This is a genomic window from Roseobacter sp. S87, from assembly GCF_055693285.1.
Genome location: NZ_JBVFTR010000004.1, coordinates 3,124,480 through 3,145,019, shown reverse-complemented (window position 1 = coordinate 3,145,019; position 20,540 = coordinate 3,124,480). Strand labels below are relative to the sequence as shown.

The window sequence follows — 20,540 nt, the reverse complement described above, 5'->3', positions numbered from 1 at the left end:
GCGGGGCCCGGTCAGGGCATCGGACCGTTTTTGATCCTTTGCACAAAGTTGTAGATCATAATGCTGCCCAGCAGGGCAATCAGGACCCACATCAGGATACCGGGCCAGACTGAGCGCGGATCGCAGAAGCTGAGCACAAGCAGCGTGCCCACCAGCACCAGATTGCCGATCCACACAAGGCCGATGGTCATAAAGCGGAACGCAATACGGTCGACGATGCCGCTGTAGAACGACCGCCAGGTCAGCAGCACGATGATCGCAAAGAGCGCCATGGCCGCCAGTGTGATCGCCGCGCGGTTCGGGCAGGAAAAGTCGCAGACATCGCTCACGGTGGCCTCAAAACTGGCCAGCAGAGGCGGCAGGCGCGGGGCGTTGAAGTGGTTTGCAATGATGGCCGCGATGCTGGCGGTCTCGGTTCCTGCGGGGTCAGGTACCGGCCAGAACCCGACGCCGGAGAAGTTGTCCTTGAAATAGACGACGTCATCCTCGAACTGCGAGAAAGGTGCTGCAGGCGTCTGGTTGACCGCGTTCGGTTTCACGGCCGTCAGCACGAATTCATGCCCGCCGGGTGGCAGCACCGGAATGATGCTGCGCAGCACGCTGGCGCGCACCTCACCCTGGAAGAGGCCCTGCTCCATCCGGTAGCGCAGCCCTTTTTTCGCATCCGTTGTCGGGCGTTCGAGAAACAGCAGGATCTTGTCGATGATCTTGGTGGTCTCGCGGTCCAGATCCTGCGGTCCGTCCGCCTGCGCCGCAGCGCCGTCTGCCAGCACCAGCGGGGACGGGATCAGCAGTTCATAGAGTTCGTCAAAGAGCGGCTCATCAAGGCTCTCTCCCACCAGGGGGAAATCAAAGGCGACATTGATGCGCAGCCTGTCACGGTTGGGCAGAGCCTCATAGAGGTCCTGGACGATGCTGACGAGGGTTTTCATCTCGTCCTGACCGAGCCCGTTGCCCTCGTACCCATGGAAGATCAGCGTAACCCCATCCGGCTGAACCGGGTCAAAAAGGGTCGGCACTGCCTCTCGGATGTGGCGCAGTTCGAAACTTTCGAAACGCTCAAACGGAGCCATCTCGGTGGCGATATCATCGATCACATCCTCGATGGTGGCATCATCCCAGCGCGTCCAGTCGCGCAGATCAAAAGCCAGATCAGCACGTGCACGGAACCGGTGTGCCGAATTCACGAAACTCCGCTTGGCGGCACGCCACTGCTCGCGGTTGCGCAGCGTGACGCGTGTGCTGCCGGCGTCCGAAAACTCCAGCCCGTAGAAAGCAACCTGACCCGTCAGGCTGAAGTCGATCAGCGTGCTGGCGGGTTCCGCATTTTCGCCGTCTTCCGCTGTCTCGGCGGTACCGGCACGCACGGGCGTCGGTGCGAACCAGAACGGATAGAATCCATAGACCTGCAGATCTTCTTCGCGCCGCTCAGGCACACAGTTGCAGTCCGGCACGGCCAGGTCGCCGAACACGCGCGTGATTTCCGGATCGGTGATGTTTTTCTGCGCCTTCTGGATAATGCGCTCGGTCACGAACTGGGAAAAAGGCACCTGACCGTCAATGAGCGGGATGTTGGCCAGCGCTTCCTCAAACAAACGATAGCTCGGGTAGGCGACGCCGTTGAGGGTCTGCAGACGGTCGGGCAGATCCTGCGCCGTGGCATCGGCCACAGCTGCCCGCACATAGGGCAGTGCCAAAATCTCGTCCCGCAGCGCCGGGGTCAGCGTCCATTCCGATGTAACGACCGGTTCGATCAGCGCGACCTGTGCATCGACGGCACGGGCGACCTGCCGGGCGGCTGTTTCCTCAAGGGCCGAACGCACCTGCGCCCGCATCAGTTCGGGAACTGTGGCGTCAGCGATGGGCGTGGATTTGATCGCATCTGACAGTTCGGGGTTGTCGATGGCGCTTTCCACGGCGTCATCGGTCGCCTCGGTGACGGTTATGGTGGGCGTGGGGTCGGGGGCGGCCTCCTCTTCGTCGTCCAGTTCGATCAGTGCGGTGTCTGTGGGCGGCGGTACCGGCTCGGAAGCGGCGGCCAAAGTGTCTGCTGCTGCGGCAACCTCCTCGGCGACCAGAGCTTCCTCGGCCGTCTGCAGACCGGCGCGGATACGATTCACCAGTTCGGCGCGGGTCGCGGTGCGCGCGGTTGCCAGTTCAGCCAGAACCGGTTGCGCCGTGCTGAGATCAGGGACGCCCTGAAGGGCTGCGGTGGCCTCCGGCTGGAGCAGAAAGGCGAGCGGCAGGGTTTCGGGGCCGGTCACCAGCTCCTCAATCTCGGCCAGAACGCAATCGTCCAGATCTTCGGCCAGCGCAGGCCGCAGCTCACGCCAGAGCGCCTGTGGGCTGTCAAACCCGCCATTGTCCGCCGCAAAGGCATCCAGTTTCGGCGACAGGGAGACGAAGAACTCCAGCGATGCGATGTCCTCGTCGTTCAGCGCATACCAGGTCAGCGTCTGTTCCTGCGGGCGTGGCGAACAGGGACCGCCTGTGTAGACGGTTGAACCGTCTCCGCCTTCGTTCTGTGCGTTGTAATCATCGATCAGCGTCAGGACGGCAGGCAGGGTACCGGCCAGCCGGCGCAGGCGCTTTTCGGTGCCGTTGTCCTCTTGGGTGTCGCCGGCGGCGATCCAGCCCAGAAAGTCATCGCTCTGGAGCACCCGCAGCGCGCCCACCCGGCTGGAGCCCAGCCGGCCCAAGCGTTCCATACCCTGCTGCCAGGCGTCAATACCACCGGCCACGGGCAGAAGATTGCAGATGTCGGCCTCGCTCTTTTCCTTAAAAGCCGGGTCAGTGTAGCCAGAGCCCGGGCACCGTCAGGGTATTGCGCAAGCGCACCCCCGGGATCAGAGCACACAAACGTCTGGGCGTTACGTCCCATCGCGAGAGTTTTCATCGCCGTGGTCCCCGCCAGGCGCAGGCCCAGCATGGCACGGGCGTCGGCGTCGCCACCGGCGGTCAGATCGAGATCAAAGAGCGCTGTGGACCAGCCCGGAAAGCTCTGCTGCAGCCGCGCATACTGCACAGTCAGCTGCAAGGTCGAGCGCACATCATCCAGACCGGCGGGACGCGGAACATCCTCGCAGAGCTGTGCCAGTTTCTGCCGTGTATACTGGCCGAGGCGGCCGTCCGTCAGAAACTGATTGTCGTCATTATAGGCGGTGCGAAGCCCCAGCTGGACCTCTCCGATACTGGCAGGCACCAGTTTGTCGACCGTCAGATCCAGCAGATCGCTGCAGGCAGCGAGAAGTGCGGAAGTCATTGAGAAATATACAATGATCGCGGACATGAGGCGGCTGAGACGGGTCATGACGTGCGTCCTTCTTTGCGCATTTCGGCGGTAATGGCGGATTTGATATCTTCGGCGGTGACGGCTGGTGCACCGCGGCGCAGGGCCCCGATGGCTGCATGCCGCACGACGTTCGTGATGGCGGCGCCTGAAAGGTCGTGCTCGCGCGCGATTGCTTTGAGGTCGATGTCGTCACCAACCGGTACACCGCCCAGAGTGTTGCGCCACAACTGCAGCCGTTCGGGCACGGTCGGGCGGGCGAAGCCTACGGCGCTCTGAAAGCGACGGAAAAACGCGTCGTCGATATTGCTGCGCAGGTTGCTGGCCAGAATGACAAGGCTCTGGCATTCCTCGATCCGCTGCAGCAGATAGGCGACTTCCTGGTTTGCGTGCCGGTCGTTTGAACTGGTCGTCGCGGTGCGCGTGCCAAAGAGCGCATCGGCTTCATCGAAAAACAGAATCCAGTCGCGTTCGGCGGCCATGTCAAAGATCAGGCCCAGGTTCTTTTCCGTCTCGCCGATGTATTTGGAGACGACCATCGACAGGTCGACCCTGTAGACATCCAGCCCGGTCCGCTGCCCCAGCAGCGTCGCGGTCAGGGTTTTGCCGGTGCCCGGCGGGCCATAAAAGAGCGCCTTGTACCCGCGCCCGAACTGGCGGCCGAGGCCCCAGTCCTGCAGGATCGTGTCCCGGTTCTCGAGCCAGGCCAGGATGTGCTGCAGCTGGTCGCGCACGCCGGCGGGCAGGATCAGGTCCTCCCAGCCCAGTTTGGTCGTGAGCCGGCGGGCCGGGAAATTCGGGGAAAAATCCGGGCGTGGTGGTTTGCCGTCACACAGTGCGACCACGCGGTGAACGGGGATGTCGAGGCGGCTGACATGGGAGGGTGGCGTCTGTGTAAGCGTGACACCTGCGCTGAGCCGCAGCGGGTGGTCCGGTTCAAACAGACGCATTGCCGCGATCCGTGCGGCCGTGTCGGTGCCCGCAATCAGGAACAGCGCCGTCTCGACCGACGGCACAAACGCGGTGCCTGCATCCGGATGCCCGCCAAACTGCGAAAAAGCGCGGTCAATAGCAGAGTTTTTGACATAGAAAGGATCAAGCACGGCAGAATTCACATGCGGTGCAACGGCCAGGGCCAGCACGAGGCGGGACTGCAGGTTCATACCGGTGCGGGCGATGAGGTCACCCAGCGCTGTGCCTTCCGGCAGTGTGGGTGCAGCAGGTACTTCAAAAGGCTCAGCCGAGCCATCAAAGAAATGCCCCAGGCGCGCTTCGATCACCTGTTCCAGCCAGCGGATTTCCCGTGCTACGGCATCGGCATTGGCGGCCTGAACCGCGCCGGGGCGGGCGACGTCATTCATCGGTTTCCTCCCGCCATATTACGTGACAGGGCAACGGCATCCACGGCAGGGTGACCAGCCCGGGGCTCCAGGGCAGGCTGTCCAGCAGCATGTCAAACGGTCCGGGCGTGACGCGCAGATGCGCCCCGGTGCTGTCCGTCCGCAGGGTACCGGTGCGGCGCAGAAAGGTTTCGCGAAGCCCGTCCGGTGAGGTGGCCCCGAGCCTGGCCCAGCGACTGATGACCGAGCGCAGCAGGCCATCCATGAGCTCCATGGCGGCCTCATCCGGTTGCTGAGGGCCCGGGAGCGGTGCAGCGGGATCAACGCCCAGCAGGATCTGGTGCAGCGGATCCGGCATCGGCGTCTCAGTGGTCCCCGACAATGCCATCAGAAGGCCCCGCGCCAGCGGCAGCCCTTCGGATGCCAGAGCGCGCCCGTCGCGGGGGACGGACGTGCGCTCAAAGAGCAGTGGGTAAAAGGGATGCAGCAGAACGAGCCCGGCCGTTTCCGAGACCAGCAGGGTTTCGGCTTCATCATCCGGCGCTGCAACGACCGGGGCTTTTGCTTGCGTGTCTCTGACGTCGTTGTCTGCGTCAGTGTCACCGGCCAGCAGATTTTCCAGCGCGGCCCGCGTTTGCTGGCGGAGACGGGTGGCGTCCGGTCCCGCAGGTGCACTGAGCCGTGCGGATACGGTGCGCATGGCCAGCACGCGCCGGTTCTCGTCCGGCTCCAGGTGTTCGAGCAGACCGCCCAGACGGCGTGCCAGCGACTGTCCGGGAAGCGGAGCCGAGACCGCATTCTGAAACAATGCCTGCATCAGCGGAAATTGTGTCTGAGGCCGGTCCGGATCCCGCGCCGGCCAGAGCGCATTCACCAGACGCAGCGCCGCCGCAAGATCCGCGTCCGACGCCGGGAGGGTTGCCTTGGTGACCCGTTCCAGATGCAACAGAAGGCCGGCATCGTCGCGAACAGGTGCCTTTTCGCGGCCATGGCGTTCGGAGTGGCGGGTTCCATCCGGGGGGCTCGTCCGCATACCCCGTCGCATCTGCGGTTCCAGGGGTTTGTGGTTCCGCCGTGGAATTGGTGATCATTCGGGGAGGCTGGTCCGGATTGGAAGGGCCTGATCCGGGCGCAGCGGTTTTGTCATGCAGGTCAACCGTTTCGGCCCTGGTGCTCTCATCCGGATGATCTGGCACGGCCCTCGTTCGGTCACCTTGTCCGATGCTGTTTTGGCCTGCATCAGCGGGAGCCGTTTGCGCGTCCTGAGATGCCTTCTGATCCCTGCCTGTTTTGCTTGAAAAAACGTACGCATGCGTATCTTTTTGCGGGTTCGATCCGTCGCCGTCCGACCCTGCGGAGGTATCAGTTTGCGTTTTTTTCTGCGTTGAATCCGGTTTTTCCAACGTTTCCTGTACAGGATACCGGGTCTTGTCGCTGACCACATCGGGCCGGTCGTTTACCGCGTCAGCGTGGGATTCTCCGGTGGCCTGGGTATGCATGGGAGCGTCGCCGGTTTCGCCTGCTGTGTCTGTTGCGCCAGGCATTGGCAAATGGGTAGCGGGACCCCCACCGCGTTCGCCCTCTGAAAACTCCGCGGGAGCGGTGCGCATCACGCGATGGATCTCCGCCCGTGTCAGGCCGCTGGCAGCCAACAGGTCCGCAACCGGATCTTCGATGGTCGGGGGATTGGCCCGGAACACCGGTTCTTCCGGTAGCATGTCGTTTCCTGCCCCAGGTCCGGAGGGCCGGATGGCGCTGTCGTCAGTCGTTGATGCGGTCTCGGTATTTTCCTCATCGGCTGGCGCGAGGAGCGCTTCAAAGTCCAGCGGACTGCCCCGGAGAAGTGCAGAAACGGCTTGTTGCAATGCGCGCTCCGGGTGTTGCGCGTCACGGCGAAGGTCATCAAGACGGTTCTGCAGCAAAACGGCGTCCCGCGGGATCAGACGATGGGCTATGGCCAGAAGATCGGATGCGCTGAGCCGGGAGAACGCACGGGAGAGGTCCTGCGGCACCTCCTGGTGAAGGGCGCGCAGCGCGTCACCGTCGAGCCAGTCGCCCCGCAGAAGGGCTGCAGGATCAGCTGCCGGGTCGGTGAAAACTGCAACCGGATCAGGGGGCTGAGCAGTCCCGGCATTTGCAGGGATGGGGTCAGCGCCGCTCATTGATCCCTGCACCGTTGGCTGGGGATATTTCTGCGCATCCCGGGTCTGGTCGTCGCTCCGGGCGCTGATCTGAGCAGTGTCAGTGCCTGCACGGTCACTTGCGGAGACCGTATTGGCGCCGGCAGCTTTCTGCAGGATCCCACGTTCAGTTGGTTGACGCGACCGATCAGAACCCCTTGGGACAGCAGTGCCAAACCTGTCATCTTCTTCGGGACTGATTGCCGCGTAATTAGCTGATACCGGGCCGCCTGCCGGGGTTATGCTGCCGCCGGTGTCAGAGAGATGTACAGCGGCACGCGCGGTATCCTGCCAGTCCGTTGTATGGCCTGCGTCAGAGCGGGGCAGTGTTGCCACCTGTGCCAGCAAACGCATCGCTCTCTTTCGGGCGGTGACTGCCGGTGCGCCCTGATGAACAAGGGCGTTGATCAGGCGGGTTTGTACCTGTTCCAGCGCGTCCAATCTGTCGGGGTGGGTGACAGCCTGCCATTCGTGATCAGAGAGAACGTTTGCGCCAGACGCGGACAGGGTGCCGATATCATTCGGGTGCGCTTCACGGCCCGCCATTCTGAGCAGCAGTTCTTTTATTCCAGAGGCGCTGTCGATCAGCCTGTCCAGATGAATATCTGAGAGCAAATGCTCATGAACTGAATGCCGGTCTCCATCAGCGTCACGCTCTTCTTCCGCTGGCGTGCCGTTCCGGTATACCTGCGGGTCATCGGTTTGCGCGGGCGCGAGCGCCGCAAGGGCATCGGTCAGCCGCGCATTGAGATCAGGATCGGTTGCGAGCGGGGCAAGCCCCGCTGAACGCAGATCCAGCAGGGCGCGCGCGTCTGCAAGGTTTTTTTCCAGACGCAAGCGTATGGTTTTGCCATCGGGTGCCCCTTCGAACTGCTGCACCCACGAAAAGAATTCGCGCGCTTTCAGAAACTGTTGCCGGTGGCGGTCGTCGTCCCACGTGGGCGCAGGCAGGTCACCGGAATCTGACTGGTTTGCGGTCGCGCGTGGCACAGAAGCCAGCTGTTCCGAACGCTGCGCCATGGCTTTGTCAGGAGAAAGCGTCGCCCGTTTCGTCCGTCGTTGCGCTTCTTCAAGGTATGGCGTCAGGGCAGCCTCAAGTCTGTGCGCCAGCAGCCAGCGTACCTCAGACCAGACCGGATCATCGGGCCAGTCGCCGAGGTCGATTTCAAGGGCGGGCACAGAGATACCTGCGTTTGTCCATGGTGCCCGTTCCAGGACTTGCGACAGGGCAGGCAGGATCTCATTCCGGACCGCCGCAAGCAGGCGTTCGGGAGATGACAAAGGACCATCGGCTGCCGTTACCGCGATCTCAGCGGCCAGCGTTTCGATGGTCGCGGTTTCCTGAGGTGCCCGGGATATGCGCGCGGCGGTCTGCATCAGGAGACAGTCTCCGGCGCGCGTTCGGCCTGGTCGTCCGCATCACGCTCCTTTGGCTTGCTGTCTGTTTCTGATGCCTGGTCGGTTGTGGAGGCAAAGTCCTGCCAGTGGACCCGGATATGCACATGCGCAGGTGCCAGAGTCGCAACAAGACCTTCCACGTAATTGCGGTAGCTCTGCATTGATGTGCGCGCCGTCCAGCCAGGCAGGGCCAGATCGGCGGTATGTGCGTCACTGGCATCTGCACCACCGTCCTGGAATACCTTTTCGGACAGATGAGGAATTTCGGACTTCCGGTGAAGATGGAGCCAGGTTGCCCGGAGGCGGGCCACAGTGTTGCTGGCGTCTTCCTTTTTATCAATCACCGCACAGCGCATCAGGTCTGCACCATTGCCGGGATCATAAAGGATCTGCCAGTCGCCGCCCATGTAAGGGGCAATCGCGAAGCTGTCCGTCTCCACGACCCGCAGGAAATCCCTGCTGTGCAGCGCTCCGCTGACCACAAAAGGCGAAAGCTCCGCAAGCCGCTCAGAGGACAGGAGCGGCGCGTCATCCAGCAAAGGAACGAGCATATCAAACGGATTGATCGCGCCCACGACGATGATGTCGTCCTTGTCCTTTTTGGCCGAAACGCAACTGTCATCAATGCGCAGACCATAGTCGCGCATGACCTTTTCATGGGCATCGTCTGTCACCGGACCGAGATCGGCAAGCAAGGACAGTTCAGTCAAAAATCCACCGGGTCCGTCAGGCCCCGGCCCTGTTGCGCGGGCGCTGTTGAGCCAGGGCAGGGACAGGAGGTATTTCAGCCGCCATTCAATCTCAAAACGGTGCCGCCCGCGCACGGACCTGTAGCGGTGCAGACCACTGTGCCGCGTTGCGGGCATTTCGGCCCCCTGCAGCGCAATCAGGTAATCCAGCAGACTGATACGCTGACGATGTTCTTCTGGATCGTCGCTCTGCTGGCGTGGTCCTGCGGTGAAAACGCGGGGCAGGGCATCAAGGTCCGCAATCATGTCACGCAGGACACCATTGATCGCATCGCGGTATTCCGAGATCAGTTCGCCCGGATTATGCATCGAATACCCTTCGGCGCGGAACAGTCCGGGCAGCAGGCTGTCGACATGAGACTGGCCGAAATACCGCCGCCGTCCGGGGCGCAGAACGTCCCAGTCGGATCCGTCTACATGATGTACTGAGGCCGCGATCGTCTCGGCGGCGATGCGGTTGTATTCCTCCCGGATACGGGCGGGATCAAGAACCACCGCAGCACCGTTCAGTGTGAGTGTCAGGCCAATCTGATCCTGCGTCCTCGGCAGGACAGACCGGTAGAAAATGGCATCATCCCCGGCGGCCTTTGCTCCGGCGGGCTGCTGCAGGCTGAAGGAGCCGATATCCCTGACGCCGGGCAGCGCGCGCAGCTCTTTGAGGTGATCACTGATGTCCTTTGGCTGCTCCCCGTCGTGCCGGGCCGGGGCGAGAAGACGTTCGGGCGCCGTCCAGACATCAGCGCGCTGTGCGGCGTGACCCTCCCCTCCGGACCCGGCAAGAATGCCGGATACCCGGTGATAGAGCGCAGCAGCCACGGTCTCGGGCAGGGCCGCATCGGTGATTTCGACATTGCCATGCAGGACAACCCGCACCGGGCGCGCGACGTCTATGCGCCCCAGATCCGTACAAAGTGGCCGTGCCTGCCGGAACATTCTGCGGAAGTTGGCAACAATATCGGCATCCTGCTTAGCGGCTTCTGTGGGCATGAGAACGACGTCGACTATTCCGGGCCGGCTGGCGTCCGGCGGGGCGATCACAACACGTTCGACACCGGGGCATGTCCCGATCCAGGTCTGCAGGTCTTCGCGCCGTGCCGGCATGGTGCCCAGAACCTTGCGGGGTCTGAACAGCGCAAGATCGTGAAAACAGAAATGACCGCGCGGGTTGGTCAGAAGGTCACGGATCGGCAGGTCCGCCTGCCACGCAATCTGGCTGAGTGCGAAACAGGTCTGCTCCAGCAGTGTGACACCCGGATCATGCAGGTTATAATCCGTCCAGATTTCGCCGGACGCCTGTTGCGCGTAATCAATCGCTGCGCGACGCAGATCGTCAAAATCCCTGAGGGGTGAAACGGCGTCAGTCACAGCATCCCCGCATCACGGTCGGCGTCTTCACGCGCGCCCGTCATCAGACTGTCGAACCAGAGCTGTGTCAGATAATACCGCACGACTTTGCCCTCGCCGAAGTTTGCGTTGGTGCGCAGCTGAAGACGGAAATGGTGTTGCTGCTGGTCCGCAACCCAGCGCAGTCGCAGACGGTCAGCATAAGAGCCATACATTGCAGTCTGCGTTTTGATTGAGCGCCGCCGGAACAGCCAGTTCAGGATCGGGTTTCTGGGATGATAGGCGTTCATCGCGATGGCGTGCATCATCGAATAACGCCCCTTGCGCGGGTCACCGCCGGTGCCGGCTGTGACTTCAAAACACTGGCATCCGGTCAGTGGTTGCGTGATGTCATGCCATTTTCCGTCCGCTTTGACGTGGGGGATGCGGTGGCTGGTCACGCCGATACGTCCGCGCATCCGGGCGACACCATCCACATCCAGACGCCAGTCCGGCCGCTCGTTCGCAACGCCGATGCGGCCGTCCCGCGTGATGCTCAGACCTGCATCACCAGGTCCGTCCCGGGTTGTTTCCGCAGCAGGATCACCGGACACAAACTCAAGGGCTGATTTCCCCAGATCGGGACGAAAGTGCAGCGCGCCCGGAGCGTCGCCATGTTCGATCACCCAGGAGGGCTTCGGAGTGCCAAGACCCTGATAAAGGCTGAGCACCCGCAGTGAGGAGCCAACGGAATTCAGGCGCAGCCCGTCCGCATCCGTTTTGGCAAATCCGTCATCAACCTTGTTGACGGAACTGTCGATCAGGTCCCTGTATTCCGATGCGGTGGGCAGAGCCCCGCTGCGGAAGTAGGATTTGAGTGTGGCGCGATCTTGTTTTGTCACGGGATTGTCCTCTGGCCGACGATGAGCATGTCGCCAACTGTCAGATTGCCAATCCCGGCAGCTGAGGGCGCTTCATCATCAATTTCTGGCAGGATTGTGAGTACGTGGTCCGCCGCTGAGAGCGGCAGACTCCATGGGAATCTGGGGGTCAGCACCGGACCATAGGTGCCGCCGCGCGGGTCATGAACCGCCTGGGCGGTGTCGAGCAACTGGTAGCTGCGCGTGTCATCCCCCACGAGGTGCAGAACGGAAAAATCTGTAACATCCCGGACGTAAGAGAGACCCGCAATATGCGCGCGCAGCATGTGCACGTTGAGCGACCAGCCAAAGCGGGACAAGGCCTCATCCGCTGTCCAGACTGACAGATAGCCGGCCAGGTCACGGCGCAGCATCTGGGCCATGGCTCCGTTTTCCCGGTCTGCAGTAACGGACAGTTTGGCGCGGACCTGGAGGCGTTCGAAGGTCGGATTGACGACATCGAGCGTGATCTCTTCGTTAATGAAATCCGCCAGCCAGGAGCGGATGCGTTCCAGCGTGGCCACGTCAAACAAAGAGGGCGCGGGCGTTCTCAGCTCATGGCCAGGGCTGGGTTTCCGGGTCACCACAAGGGTCACATGTCCGGGCGCCGGAGCCGGGTCGTCGCAGCGCAGGTGCGGCAGGCATTTGGCCATCCAGACCTCAGGGAAAGCATCAAGAACCATCCGTTCCATGTCCCATGGCCGGACCCCGCGACGGCGGTGGCGCAGGCGCTCGCCCACCCGTGCGGTGAAGGCATCGGGGTGTTCCGGCGGCCGGATTTCGGCCGGTGTGGTGATCTCTGTCGGCGGCGAAAGCCCGCGCTGCGCGGGAGAGAACGACCAGGTGCGCGCCGCGTTATGGTCTTTCCATGTAGCGTCGTTGCGGCGGGCCCAGACGCCGTTGACGGTCACGCGGCTGAGAGCCGGGAAGATGTCCAGGTGGGGCCGCGTGGCAACTGCAGCCAGCCAGACACCGCCTTCGGGCATCTCAGAGGAATGGTTGGCGGCATCATCCGGCAGGTCGATGACCACCAGCCCTGAACGGACCAGTCCGGCAGTGGTGTCAGAGGAAATCGCCGTCTCGGGCAGATCGGTCCAGCCATGTGCAGACAGGTACTTCCACCGCAGGGGATTTGGTCGGGGGACCAGCCGCAGGTGGCCGGACTGTGCCATGTCAAAGGCAAGTGCTACCGGGCCGGTCGCATCCGCGCCGGTCAGCTGCAGCGCCAGATGACCGTACCCCATGCGCTCAGGGAAAAGCCTGATCCCACGGAGTTTGCGTTCCGGGAACAAAGGGGTCCGCCCGAACGGGCCGACCTGATGCACGGCTTCGCCCGGGCGGGCGGCATCCGGTGCGTTCAGCTCAATCGTGGCCTCAGCGGTATAGGCGAGGGTAAAACGGCTGATTTCGGGCACATAGGGCTCCGGCGGGATCTTCTTTTTGCCCAGCGGCAGCAATCGCGGGCGCATCGCATCCACGAGCGCCACCGGATACTGCCCGGCCAGAAAACCATCCGCTGTGCCGGTGAGCCGCAGACGGATCAGGCCCGCCCGTACAGTCTGGCGCGACTGATACTCTGCCGCCGTCACAACGCCGGTTGCGGGGATAGAGTGTCCGGAAACGCTGCCTGTGAACTGCCAGTCATGCAGCAGGGCGCCGGTGATCCCCTCTGTCTGAAACAGCGGCAGGGGTTCGTCGCTGACCGGTTTCCAGCCATCTCCGCTCAGGTATTCCACGGTCAGTTCAGGCGCAGGGATCTCAATGTTCTGACCATAGGTTTCGTAGTGCGCCTCAAAGCCGCCGACAGGATCAGGCATACCGCTCCAGCCAAGACTGATGCTGATTTCCGTTATGGGCTTGCGCGCCATTTCGGCGCAGCCGACCTGGAAAGTGGCGCCATCCTTCGGGCGGTGGCCGAAGGGGCGGAAGGTCTGATCGGTGACCACCGGCCCGGTATCCGAAAAGGCGGACAGCTGACGCAGACCAGTCACCTGGGTGCGGATACCAATGGTTTCAATGGTGTAGGCTTCGAAAAAGGAAACCGGGCAGAGCCGCGAATCCATCGCATACCGCAGGGCAAGCGTGGGCGCATGATCAGGCCCCGTCAGCGCAGGCGCGCTTTCGTCAAACCGCAGGCTCAGGGTGATACCGCCCGCCGAACGGGGACGGCGGATGGGCATCACCTGCATGATGTCGGGGCGCAAAGGCCCGTCTTCGGTGGTGACTGTGAGATCAAATGCATCGCCCAGAAGGCTCTGAAAAACATCCTCCGGCGGATAATCGATGGTGCCATCCGGCTTTTGGGAAAACGCGGCAAAGATCATGGAATTCTGCTCGTTTTCCTGATCCGGTTCCCCGTTCTCCGCATCCGCGTCAGAAACCCGGCCGATCAGCTCAGGGCGGAACCGCTCAACCTGCGCATAGATCCGGTCCCAGTAGCCGCCGGACGGGAAAGGATGCTGCTCAATCAGCGAAAGGGTCACAATCCGACCCAGCAGCACGCGCAGCTGCTGCGGGGTTTCGACCTCATTCATGAGGTACTGATAGATCAGGGAAACTGATGGTGTCCGCACCAGGGATGCGGCGTATTCTGCGACGTCGTCAGCGAGGACATCCACCGCAGTCTCAATTTTTCCAGCCCGGAAGCTGCGTACCAGATCAGGGTCCGCTGCCAGCGCAAGACGGACGTCCGGAGCGAATTGTTCGGGACCGGCACCCAGACGGCTGCGCAGGTCCGGTACATCGCTTGTGGCTGTCATTCTGCGGTGCATGTTCCGGGCCTGGAAGTCTTCGCAGGCCGCGCATCGCGACCCGGCGGACAGGCCGGAGCCTCGTTCCATATGCAGTGTCACTTCGATTCGCCGCGTTCCTTCGGCGAGTGACAGCATGGGGCTTGAGATATCAAGCCCGGTATCCAGCGGAAGCTCCGTGCCACTGGCGAAAAGCGGCGCACTGGTCGGCGGATCGTCTGGGCTGATGCGGGCCGCGCGGAGCCCTGTGATCCCGGCCAGCGCGCGGTGGTAAGAGATATCCGGATTGGTCTGGTAGCTGAGCACACAGACATCACTGACCCGTGCAGTGCTGAGCGGTACCGCGGCCTCTGTGCTGAACCGCTGTACCGTGCCATCGGCCAGCAGTGCTTCCAGACCTGCCCCCTGTGCAAGCACACCAGCGCGGGGCACTTTGCCAAGATCAAGAAGGACTTTTTCAGGACCGGCCTCAGCGGGTTTCTGACCGATAATGTCCCGATAGTAGTGATCCGTGTGCCGCGCAGGGAGTTTGTTGATGGCAGCATCCACATGTTCGGCGGTGCGCAGTTCGGCCATCAGCAGGCCCAGACCGGGATCCATCCGTCCGGACCGGATGCGCGCCTCAAATGCCTTTCTGGCAACAGGTTGCAGCGCAGAAACGGCGTTGCGCAGGATCGTGTGGATGGCACGCATGCGTTCGCGGGTGGCCCTTGCAGCAGCAAGCGCGCCATGCGCCCGGCTGGTCTCCCGCACACTGCGGTGCTCGCCTGCCCGCCGCAGCACGACGGAAGGCCGGACACCTGCCAGTGACCGCGCAAGCTCCGTCAGGGCGACTTCCTGATCGAGCTGCTCCAGCTGGCGCGAAAAAACCACCGGCTTCTGCAGACGAATCCGCCGCAGCCAGCCATCAAGAAGCGCTGCGAGTTCACTGGTCTGACGCAGCGCGTCATCGGGTATCTGCTCCAGAGCTTCTGCAAATGCGAAGCCATGATCATGCGCATTGAAAGCAAGGATCTGAGCATAGAGCCAGGCCGGTTCATTCTGGAACAGACGCGCCCAGGGACCCGCGTGTCTGTTTTCGAGGGCCACGGCGACATCTGCGGCCTCCAGCCGTTCACCCGCCTGCGCAAACTTTACCGCAAGATCGTCAGGGCGCACCTCAAACCGCCGTGGCGCCAGCGGGCGTGGCAGACGCTCACCGGCCTTCGAGCCGGGCGTGACGCGGATATCCTGCCAGCGGGGGCTCATGTTATTCTGCCTCCTCATCGTCGTCTGCCGCTGGCGGCAGATCAGAAAGGAAAACCCCGGTCAGCGTCCCGGCGTCGCTCTCGATCAGAAAGGTGCCTCCAGCTGAGACGGGTGGTGCGGGCCGCTCCTCAGGGGCGAACTGTGCAGATTCGAAAACCGCCCGGAACGGCACGGCATCCCGGCCGGTCTTGAAGGGTGGCAGGGGCGGTCCATCGCCTTTCTGCACGGTCACAACGCCCTTGCCGCTGCTGACAAACCGGCCGCCGCACTGAAACAGGTTGGTCCAGGAAATCTGGTCGAACGGCAGCTCTGCATCAAAGCCGCTGGCCGCGAAGGTCCCCTGGCCGGAACCATATCCCGCAGTGAACGCAAAGCGACCCTTTGCCCGGATGACCGAAATGGTGCCGCCCTCATCTGCGGTGATCAGCTCCAGCGCAATGGGACCTGCAAAGGTAACCGACCCGGTGGAGGGTATTTCGATCTCCGCCGCTCCGGGGCCGATGACCATGGGACCGCTGAATTCCTGATCAAAGATGTTGTAGGAAACGTCATAGACATTCGGCAGAGAGCCCGACGTTCCGAAGCCACCGCGTTCTGACGCATCTGCCTTGCGTGAACCGACGCCGGGCGTGCTGTCGCTGGGGCGTTCCTCGACCTGCGCGGAGCGGTCGATAAACGAAAAACGCGGCGCGAGACCCAGGTTGGAACTGCGCCCGGTCAGCAGAACAGTGTCGTAGTCATAGCCAGCTGCCGCAGACCTCCGCAGCAGAGACCCGGCCATTTCCTTGTCGTCTTTGTCCTCGGCGATGCAGGAGCCTGCCGCAGGTGCGATGCCGATGAGACGGTCTGTTTCTGTCGGCTTGAGAAATTCGGGCAGTCCGATTTCCGGCAGCTCCGGCAGTGGCAGCTCTTCCAGCACGGAACATCCTGCCGTCCCGATCAGCAGGGCAAGACCCGTCATCCGGGCCAGAAGCGATATGCGGGCCACCGCCACGGGCCTCAGATCGCCATGACCGGCGTGTCAGACACCAGCGTGCCTTCACGGATGTAGAAGGGGTACACCATGTTAGACCGGGTATTGGTCTGATTTACCGTGTAATCCAGCGCCACACCAATGCGGCCTTCCAGCCAGTCGGTCATGATTGCTTCAATGCGGTGAACAGTGATGCGCGGTTCAAAAAACAGGATGGCCTGGCGCACGGCGGTCTCAATACCTGCCTGGGTTTCTGAATCATTGGGTTCAAAGACATAGTCGTGGATCCGGCACCCATAGGTCGGCTGCATGATGCGTTCGCCCGGCCGCGTGTTCATCAGGATCCGCAGGCTTTCGGCCACGTCTTCCTCAGCCTCCGCCATGCGTATCTCGCCCGTTGAAGGGTCAAACTCCGGTGGAAAGTGCCAGCCACGGCCAAGGAACCCGGGATCATTCTCCTGCATGGTTCAGCCTCCGATGATCACGGTTGGTGCGCCGGTGACAATCGTGCCACCGTGCGCTGTGGTGTCGCCCAGTGCGCGCGGCCGGACTGCCGCCGATCATCACGGTGGCCGACCCCTTGGTGATGGTGGCCGTTGGTCCGACGCAGACACAATTGTCGCCCAGTACTGCCGCAGGCAGGCCGACGATCAGTACCGTGGCCTCGCCCGGCCCGACAATCGGACCGCCCACGTGTGGCACCACCCCGTTCACCGCGGGACAGGTATGCATGTCGGTCAGTCTTGCTGCTGGTGGCATCCCCCCGGACCCCCTTTTGCCTGGTGTTGTTCAGTTAATCATCACGACGGACCCTTCGACCGTGGTCTGACCACCGGAGGAAAGCTTGGCGGTCGCATTCCCTTCCACGGTCAGTTCGGTCTGTGCGGTACAGGTGATATTCATGCCCTCAACCGTTGCATCCTGCGTGGCCTCGGCCACGATGTTGCCCGTTGCGGTCAGGGTAATGTCCTTGTCTGTGGTCAGTGTGATGCCGTTGCTGTCCATGACGATGGAGTTCCCGTTCATGTCCTCAAGACTGAATGCACTTTCATCGTCATCCATTGTCAGGATATGGCCTCCCGGCGTTTCGACGGTGATGATTTTCTTCTCATCGTCGAAGGTCATTTTCAGCTCTTCACGCGTTGTGATGGTTTTGACGAAGTTGTCGTCGGTGGCTTCGACCGGACGCTCTGCTGTGGCGTTGTGCAGGGATCCGACGATGATGGGTGCCTCCGGATCCGCGTTGAGGAAGGCGACGACAACCTCATCGTCGATTTCCGGCAGAAACTGGATGCCCGCGCCTGAGGACGCATAGGGTTGCGCGTACCGGGCCCAGACTTCAGCGGGCGGATCGCCCACCACGGGAAGCCGGATTTTGATGCGCTGCATGCCGTCCTCGTCCGGGGCTACCTCCAGCACTTTACCGATCTGCAGGCCATGGACCGGCGTATTGACTGCCTCCGCTGCGGGGGCCGCCATCCCGGTGCTGTCCGAGGTCCAGTCCTGGGGCAGGCCGAGCCGTGCCCTTGTTGTCCAGGTGCCGGCGCGGATGTCGTGTTCGGTCGCCGCAACAAAACCGATCCCGCCAAAACGTTCTCCGACGCCCTTTATCTCAAGCGTGTCCATCGGCCAGATGGCACCGCTGCCCGGAAAAAGAACCGACCCGTGCATTGCGGCCAGCCCGGCGCGGGTCGTTCGGGATTTGGTAATGGTCGTCAGTTCGGCGCTCGGGATTTCCCGTGCTGTAAAGGTGGTATGCACCCTGTCGCTGAGCACTTTGGCCAGGTCCGCCGGCGTGCTGTTGCCAGGGACAGGCGCTGGTACCGTGGCAGAGTTTCCCGTGACGACATCCTGATCTGCCTCGCTCCACGAAGTGGCGTCTGCAGATTTGATCATGCGATGGGCGTCAACGGCCATATCGAGATCAAGAATATCCATACCGACCTCGACGGTCAGTGCCGCTGCAACCGACGTATCCGGTTCTTTTACGGACACTGTTGCGTCATCGACAAAGACTACCATGCCATTGCGGTCGGCCAGCAGGCGCAGATAGTCCCAGTCTGTTGCGCCGACGCGTAGTTTTTCCGCGGCCTCATCCGTGCTCGCTGTCACATCCGCGGTCAGCCCTGAGTCGCTGTCACTGATCAGCGATGTCATGATGTCACTGTCCTTCATCTCCGAATAGGCAGCGGAGGTTCGGATTTCTGTCAGCCCGATCACCTTGTCGCGGCAGATGAGTTCGATGCGCATGCCACCGGTTCCTGTCAGCCGCATGCGGCTGGTGACCAGAACGCCTGAAAAAATCCGCTCCTCGGCCTCGCTGCCATAATATGCGCTGATTTCGTATTCGGCGCCGGGCTTAAACAGGTCATCGTCGAATTCGGTGAAATCATCCAGCTGAGTGCTGCTTGCCTCGATAACGATCATCGCCTCGGGCACGCGGTTGATTTCGTTGCGTACCCGGACCGACGCAATCTGGGTGGTGTCGGGAAGCTCGTTACCGTCTGCTTTGATGATGACCCCGACAGGGCCGTCTGCGTTTTTCAGGGGGCTGTCTGCCATGCGCGCTACCTCATCGGCGGGAAACGCAGGAGCGTGTTCGGCTCCAGGTCCCGGAAATTGTCGAGGTCATTAAAGGCGGCGATTTCCAGATACCGCCCGGCGTTTTTATAAATCCGGTGACACAGCAGCGGCAGCGTGTCACCTGCCTGGACCCGGACGACATGCGTCAGATCCGGCGACTGGCGACCGGCCTCCAGGGCTTCCTGGGCGGCTGTCCGCGCTTCGATGAAATTCAGTTTGATCTTGGCGCGCAGCGCGGTGCCATCCGGGTGAAACAGCGTGTAGTCGACGGACATGTCCGTCAGCCTGCCGAAGAACTCCTTGAGCCCGCTGCCCCAGATGATCTTGACCGCCGTGGGCTCGTGTTCCTCGCCATCATAATCGTAGCATACGGTGCGCAGCTTATCGATCTGATCTGCAACCGGTTCTGTTGAGTCCGGCACAACGCCCGTCCCGTCAATGGTCAGAGAGAAACTCAGCTTCTCGGGATCCGCCATCGAGTACTTGGGCACCGCACCGGATTTTCCGACCGGCGCTTCGCCCTTCCCCATCGTACCCGTGTACTTGAGCGAGAAGTTGTGGCTGTAGCTCTCCGGGTTGATCGTTGCCTCAAACGTGTTGGCCGCGCCACTGCGTGGTTCGATCTTGCTCGACTGGATCGAGCAGCGGATGATCTTCAGCTTTGCCACGGCTCAGCGTTCCCGCGCGCGGCGCGCGGCATCCGCGATACGCTCTTCCATCTCGCGCAGCAGATCATGGCGCATCTCTTCGAGCGCTTCGTTTATGTCGTCACGGTTCGCGGCAGCGCCTGCCTCCTCGCGCGCAGGCCCGAACCGGCCCTTCAACACGAGTGTCCCGATTTCAACGGCCATCAGACAGACCTGACCAGCGTATTGTACGCCAGTTCGATCGTCTCGACCGCAAGTTCATTTTTCATCGCGTCAAACCCCCCGACTGTCCATTTGACAGGATAGGCATTCCCGACGGTCCAGACGGCCACCGGGATGCGCTTTTCGTTCAGCAGCGACACCGTGATGTCCTTGGGCACAATGGCATCCGCAAAATCTCCCTCGATGGTCGATTTGCACCACTGCACAAGGCCGCTTGCCTGCGTGGTCAGTCCGCGCTTCAGTTTCAGGTTCCCGCGCTTGGCGGGTTTCGGCAACTGATGCACGAACCGGTTTTCCCCACCCTCGACCACGGGTTCGGTGTCCAGACCGCTTTCAAGACCTGAGACCTCCTGAAACGCCATGTCGGGCACTGGCGGGACCATTCCCACGAACATGACCGAAAAATGAAACGCAACAGGAGGAGTGAGCAGGTCCATATGGTTACGCGTTCTCGATCACGAAACCTTCGTGTGCGATCTCTATGCTTTCCACGGCGACCTCATTGCCTTCGGCCTTGAGATCGGTGCTGGTGACCTTGACCGGGAAGGCGTTCTGCACCTTCCAGACCATCGTCGGCGCCTGGGTCTCATCAAGCAGCGAAATCGTGATCGCCTTGCGTTTGATCACGTTCATCTGGATTTCCGCGAACCAGTCAAAGATCGCGTTGTCCTGGATGAACACACCCTTCTTCATGGTGATGTTGCCGGACTTGATCATGCCGGGCATTTTCACTTTTGAGAACACCGGGCTGTTACCGGCGCGGTACTCCAGCACCTCGCTTTCGATATCCAGTCCGGAGACTTCCTGAAACGCCAGTTCCGTGTCGTCCCACTTTACCTGAAAGTGGAACTTGGGAAGCGGCCAGACCGCCGTTGTCTGGGCGGAGCCATCATCTGCCATTGTAATTGTCCTTCCTGT

15 protein-coding genes are annotated in these 20,540 nt (G+C 62.0%); all 15 read right to left on the bottom strand.

Annotated elements, in window-relative coordinates; translation table 11 throughout:
* Window positions 1-11: 11 nt before the first annotated feature.
* Window positions 12-2,708 (bottom strand): hypothetical protein, encoded by a 2,697-nt coding sequence (locus ACZ1HA_RS16340; protein WP_472714631.1) that lies wholly within the window; start codon window positions 2,706-2,708, stop codon window positions 12-14.
* Window positions 2,709-3,306: 598 nt separating this feature from the next.
* Window positions 3,307-4,650, bottom strand: a complete 1,344-nt coding sequence (locus ACZ1HA_RS16335; RefSeq protein WP_472714630.1) for an ATP-binding protein — start codon at window positions 4,648-4,650, stop codon at window positions 3,307-3,309.
* Window positions 4,643-5,329 carry a contractile injection system tape measure protein gene (locus tag ACZ1HA_RS16330; protein ID WP_472714629.1) on the bottom strand — a complete coding sequence of 229 codons (687 nt, stop codon included), beginning with the start codon at window positions 5,327-5,329 and terminating at the stop codon, window positions 4,643-4,645. Before ACZ1HA_RS16330 ends, ACZ1HA_RS16335 begins: the two co-directional genes overlap by 8 nt.
* On the bottom strand, window positions 5,229-8,186 hold the full coding sequence (locus ACZ1HA_RS16325) for a hypothetical protein (RefSeq protein WP_472714628.1): 2,958 nt from the start codon (window positions 8,184-8,186) through the stop codon (window positions 5,229-5,231). The genes ACZ1HA_RS16330 and ACZ1HA_RS16325 overlap by 101 nt, the downstream gene beginning before the upstream one ends.
* Window positions 8,186-10,321 carry a hypothetical protein gene (locus ACZ1HA_RS16320; protein WP_472714627.1) on the bottom strand — a complete coding sequence of 712 codons (2,136 nt, stop codon included), beginning with the start codon at window positions 10,319-10,321 and terminating at the stop codon, window positions 8,186-8,188. Before ACZ1HA_RS16320 ends, ACZ1HA_RS16325 begins: the two co-directional genes overlap by 1 nt.
* On the bottom strand, window positions 10,318-11,181 hold the full coding sequence (locus ACZ1HA_RS16315; RefSeq protein WP_472714626.1) for a hypothetical protein: 864 nt from the start codon (window positions 11,179-11,181) through the stop codon (window positions 10,318-10,320). Before ACZ1HA_RS16315 ends, ACZ1HA_RS16320 begins: the two co-directional genes overlap by 4 nt.
* Window positions 11,178-15,197 (bottom strand): hypothetical protein, encoded by a 4,020-nt coding sequence (locus ACZ1HA_RS16310; RefSeq protein ID WP_472714625.1) that lies wholly within the window; start codon window positions 15,195-15,197, stop codon window positions 11,178-11,180. The genes ACZ1HA_RS16315 and ACZ1HA_RS16310 overlap by 4 nt, the downstream gene beginning before the upstream one ends.
* 1 nt (window position 15,198) lies before the next feature.
* A complete protein-coding gene (locus ACZ1HA_RS16305; RefSeq protein WP_472714624.1) occupies window positions 15,199-16,185 on the bottom strand; it encodes a hypothetical protein in 987 nt (328 codons plus the stop codon).
* An 11-nt stretch (window positions 16,186-16,196) separates the two neighbouring features.
* On the bottom strand, window positions 16,197-16,634 hold the full coding sequence (locus tag ACZ1HA_RS16300; RefSeq protein WP_375229597.1) for a GPW/gp25 family protein: 438 nt from the start codon (window positions 16,632-16,634) through the stop codon (window positions 16,197-16,199).
* Window positions 16,621-16,902 (bottom strand): PAAR domain-containing protein, encoded by a 282-nt coding sequence (locus ACZ1HA_RS16295; RefSeq protein ID WP_472714623.1) that lies wholly within the window; start codon window positions 16,900-16,902, stop codon window positions 16,621-16,623. The genes ACZ1HA_RS16300 and ACZ1HA_RS16295 overlap by 14 nt, the downstream gene beginning before the upstream one ends.
* A gap of 57 nt (window positions 16,903-16,959) precedes the next feature.
* Window positions 16,960-18,732 carry a phage baseplate assembly protein V gene (locus ACZ1HA_RS16290; protein ID WP_472714622.1) on the bottom strand — a complete coding sequence of 591 codons (1,773 nt, stop codon included), beginning with the start codon at window positions 18,730-18,732 and terminating at the stop codon, window positions 16,960-16,962.
* A 5-nt stretch (window positions 18,733-18,737) separates the two neighbouring features.
* Window positions 18,738-19,421 carry a CIS tube protein gene (locus ACZ1HA_RS16285; RefSeq protein ID WP_375229600.1) on the bottom strand — a complete coding sequence of 228 codons (684 nt, stop codon included), beginning with the start codon at window positions 19,419-19,421 and terminating at the stop codon, window positions 18,738-18,740.
* Between the two features lie 3 nt (window positions 19,422-19,424).
* A complete protein-coding gene (locus ACZ1HA_RS16280; protein WP_375229601.1) occupies window positions 19,425-19,604 on the bottom strand; it encodes a hypothetical protein in 180 nt (59 codons plus the stop codon).
* A complete protein-coding gene (locus ACZ1HA_RS16275) occupies window positions 19,604-20,059 on the bottom strand; it encodes a phage tail protein (protein WP_436398469.1) in 456 nt (151 codons plus the stop codon). Before ACZ1HA_RS16275 ends, ACZ1HA_RS16280 begins: the two co-directional genes overlap by 1 nt.
* A 4-nt stretch (window positions 20,060-20,063) precedes the next feature.
* The gene (locus ACZ1HA_RS16270; protein WP_375229603.1) at window positions 20,064-20,522 is read right to left on the bottom strand and encodes a phage tail protein; all 459 of its coding nucleotides are present in this window, start codon (window positions 20,520-20,522) and stop codon (window positions 20,064-20,066) included.
* Between the last annotated feature and the right edge of the window lie 18 nt (window positions 20,523-20,540).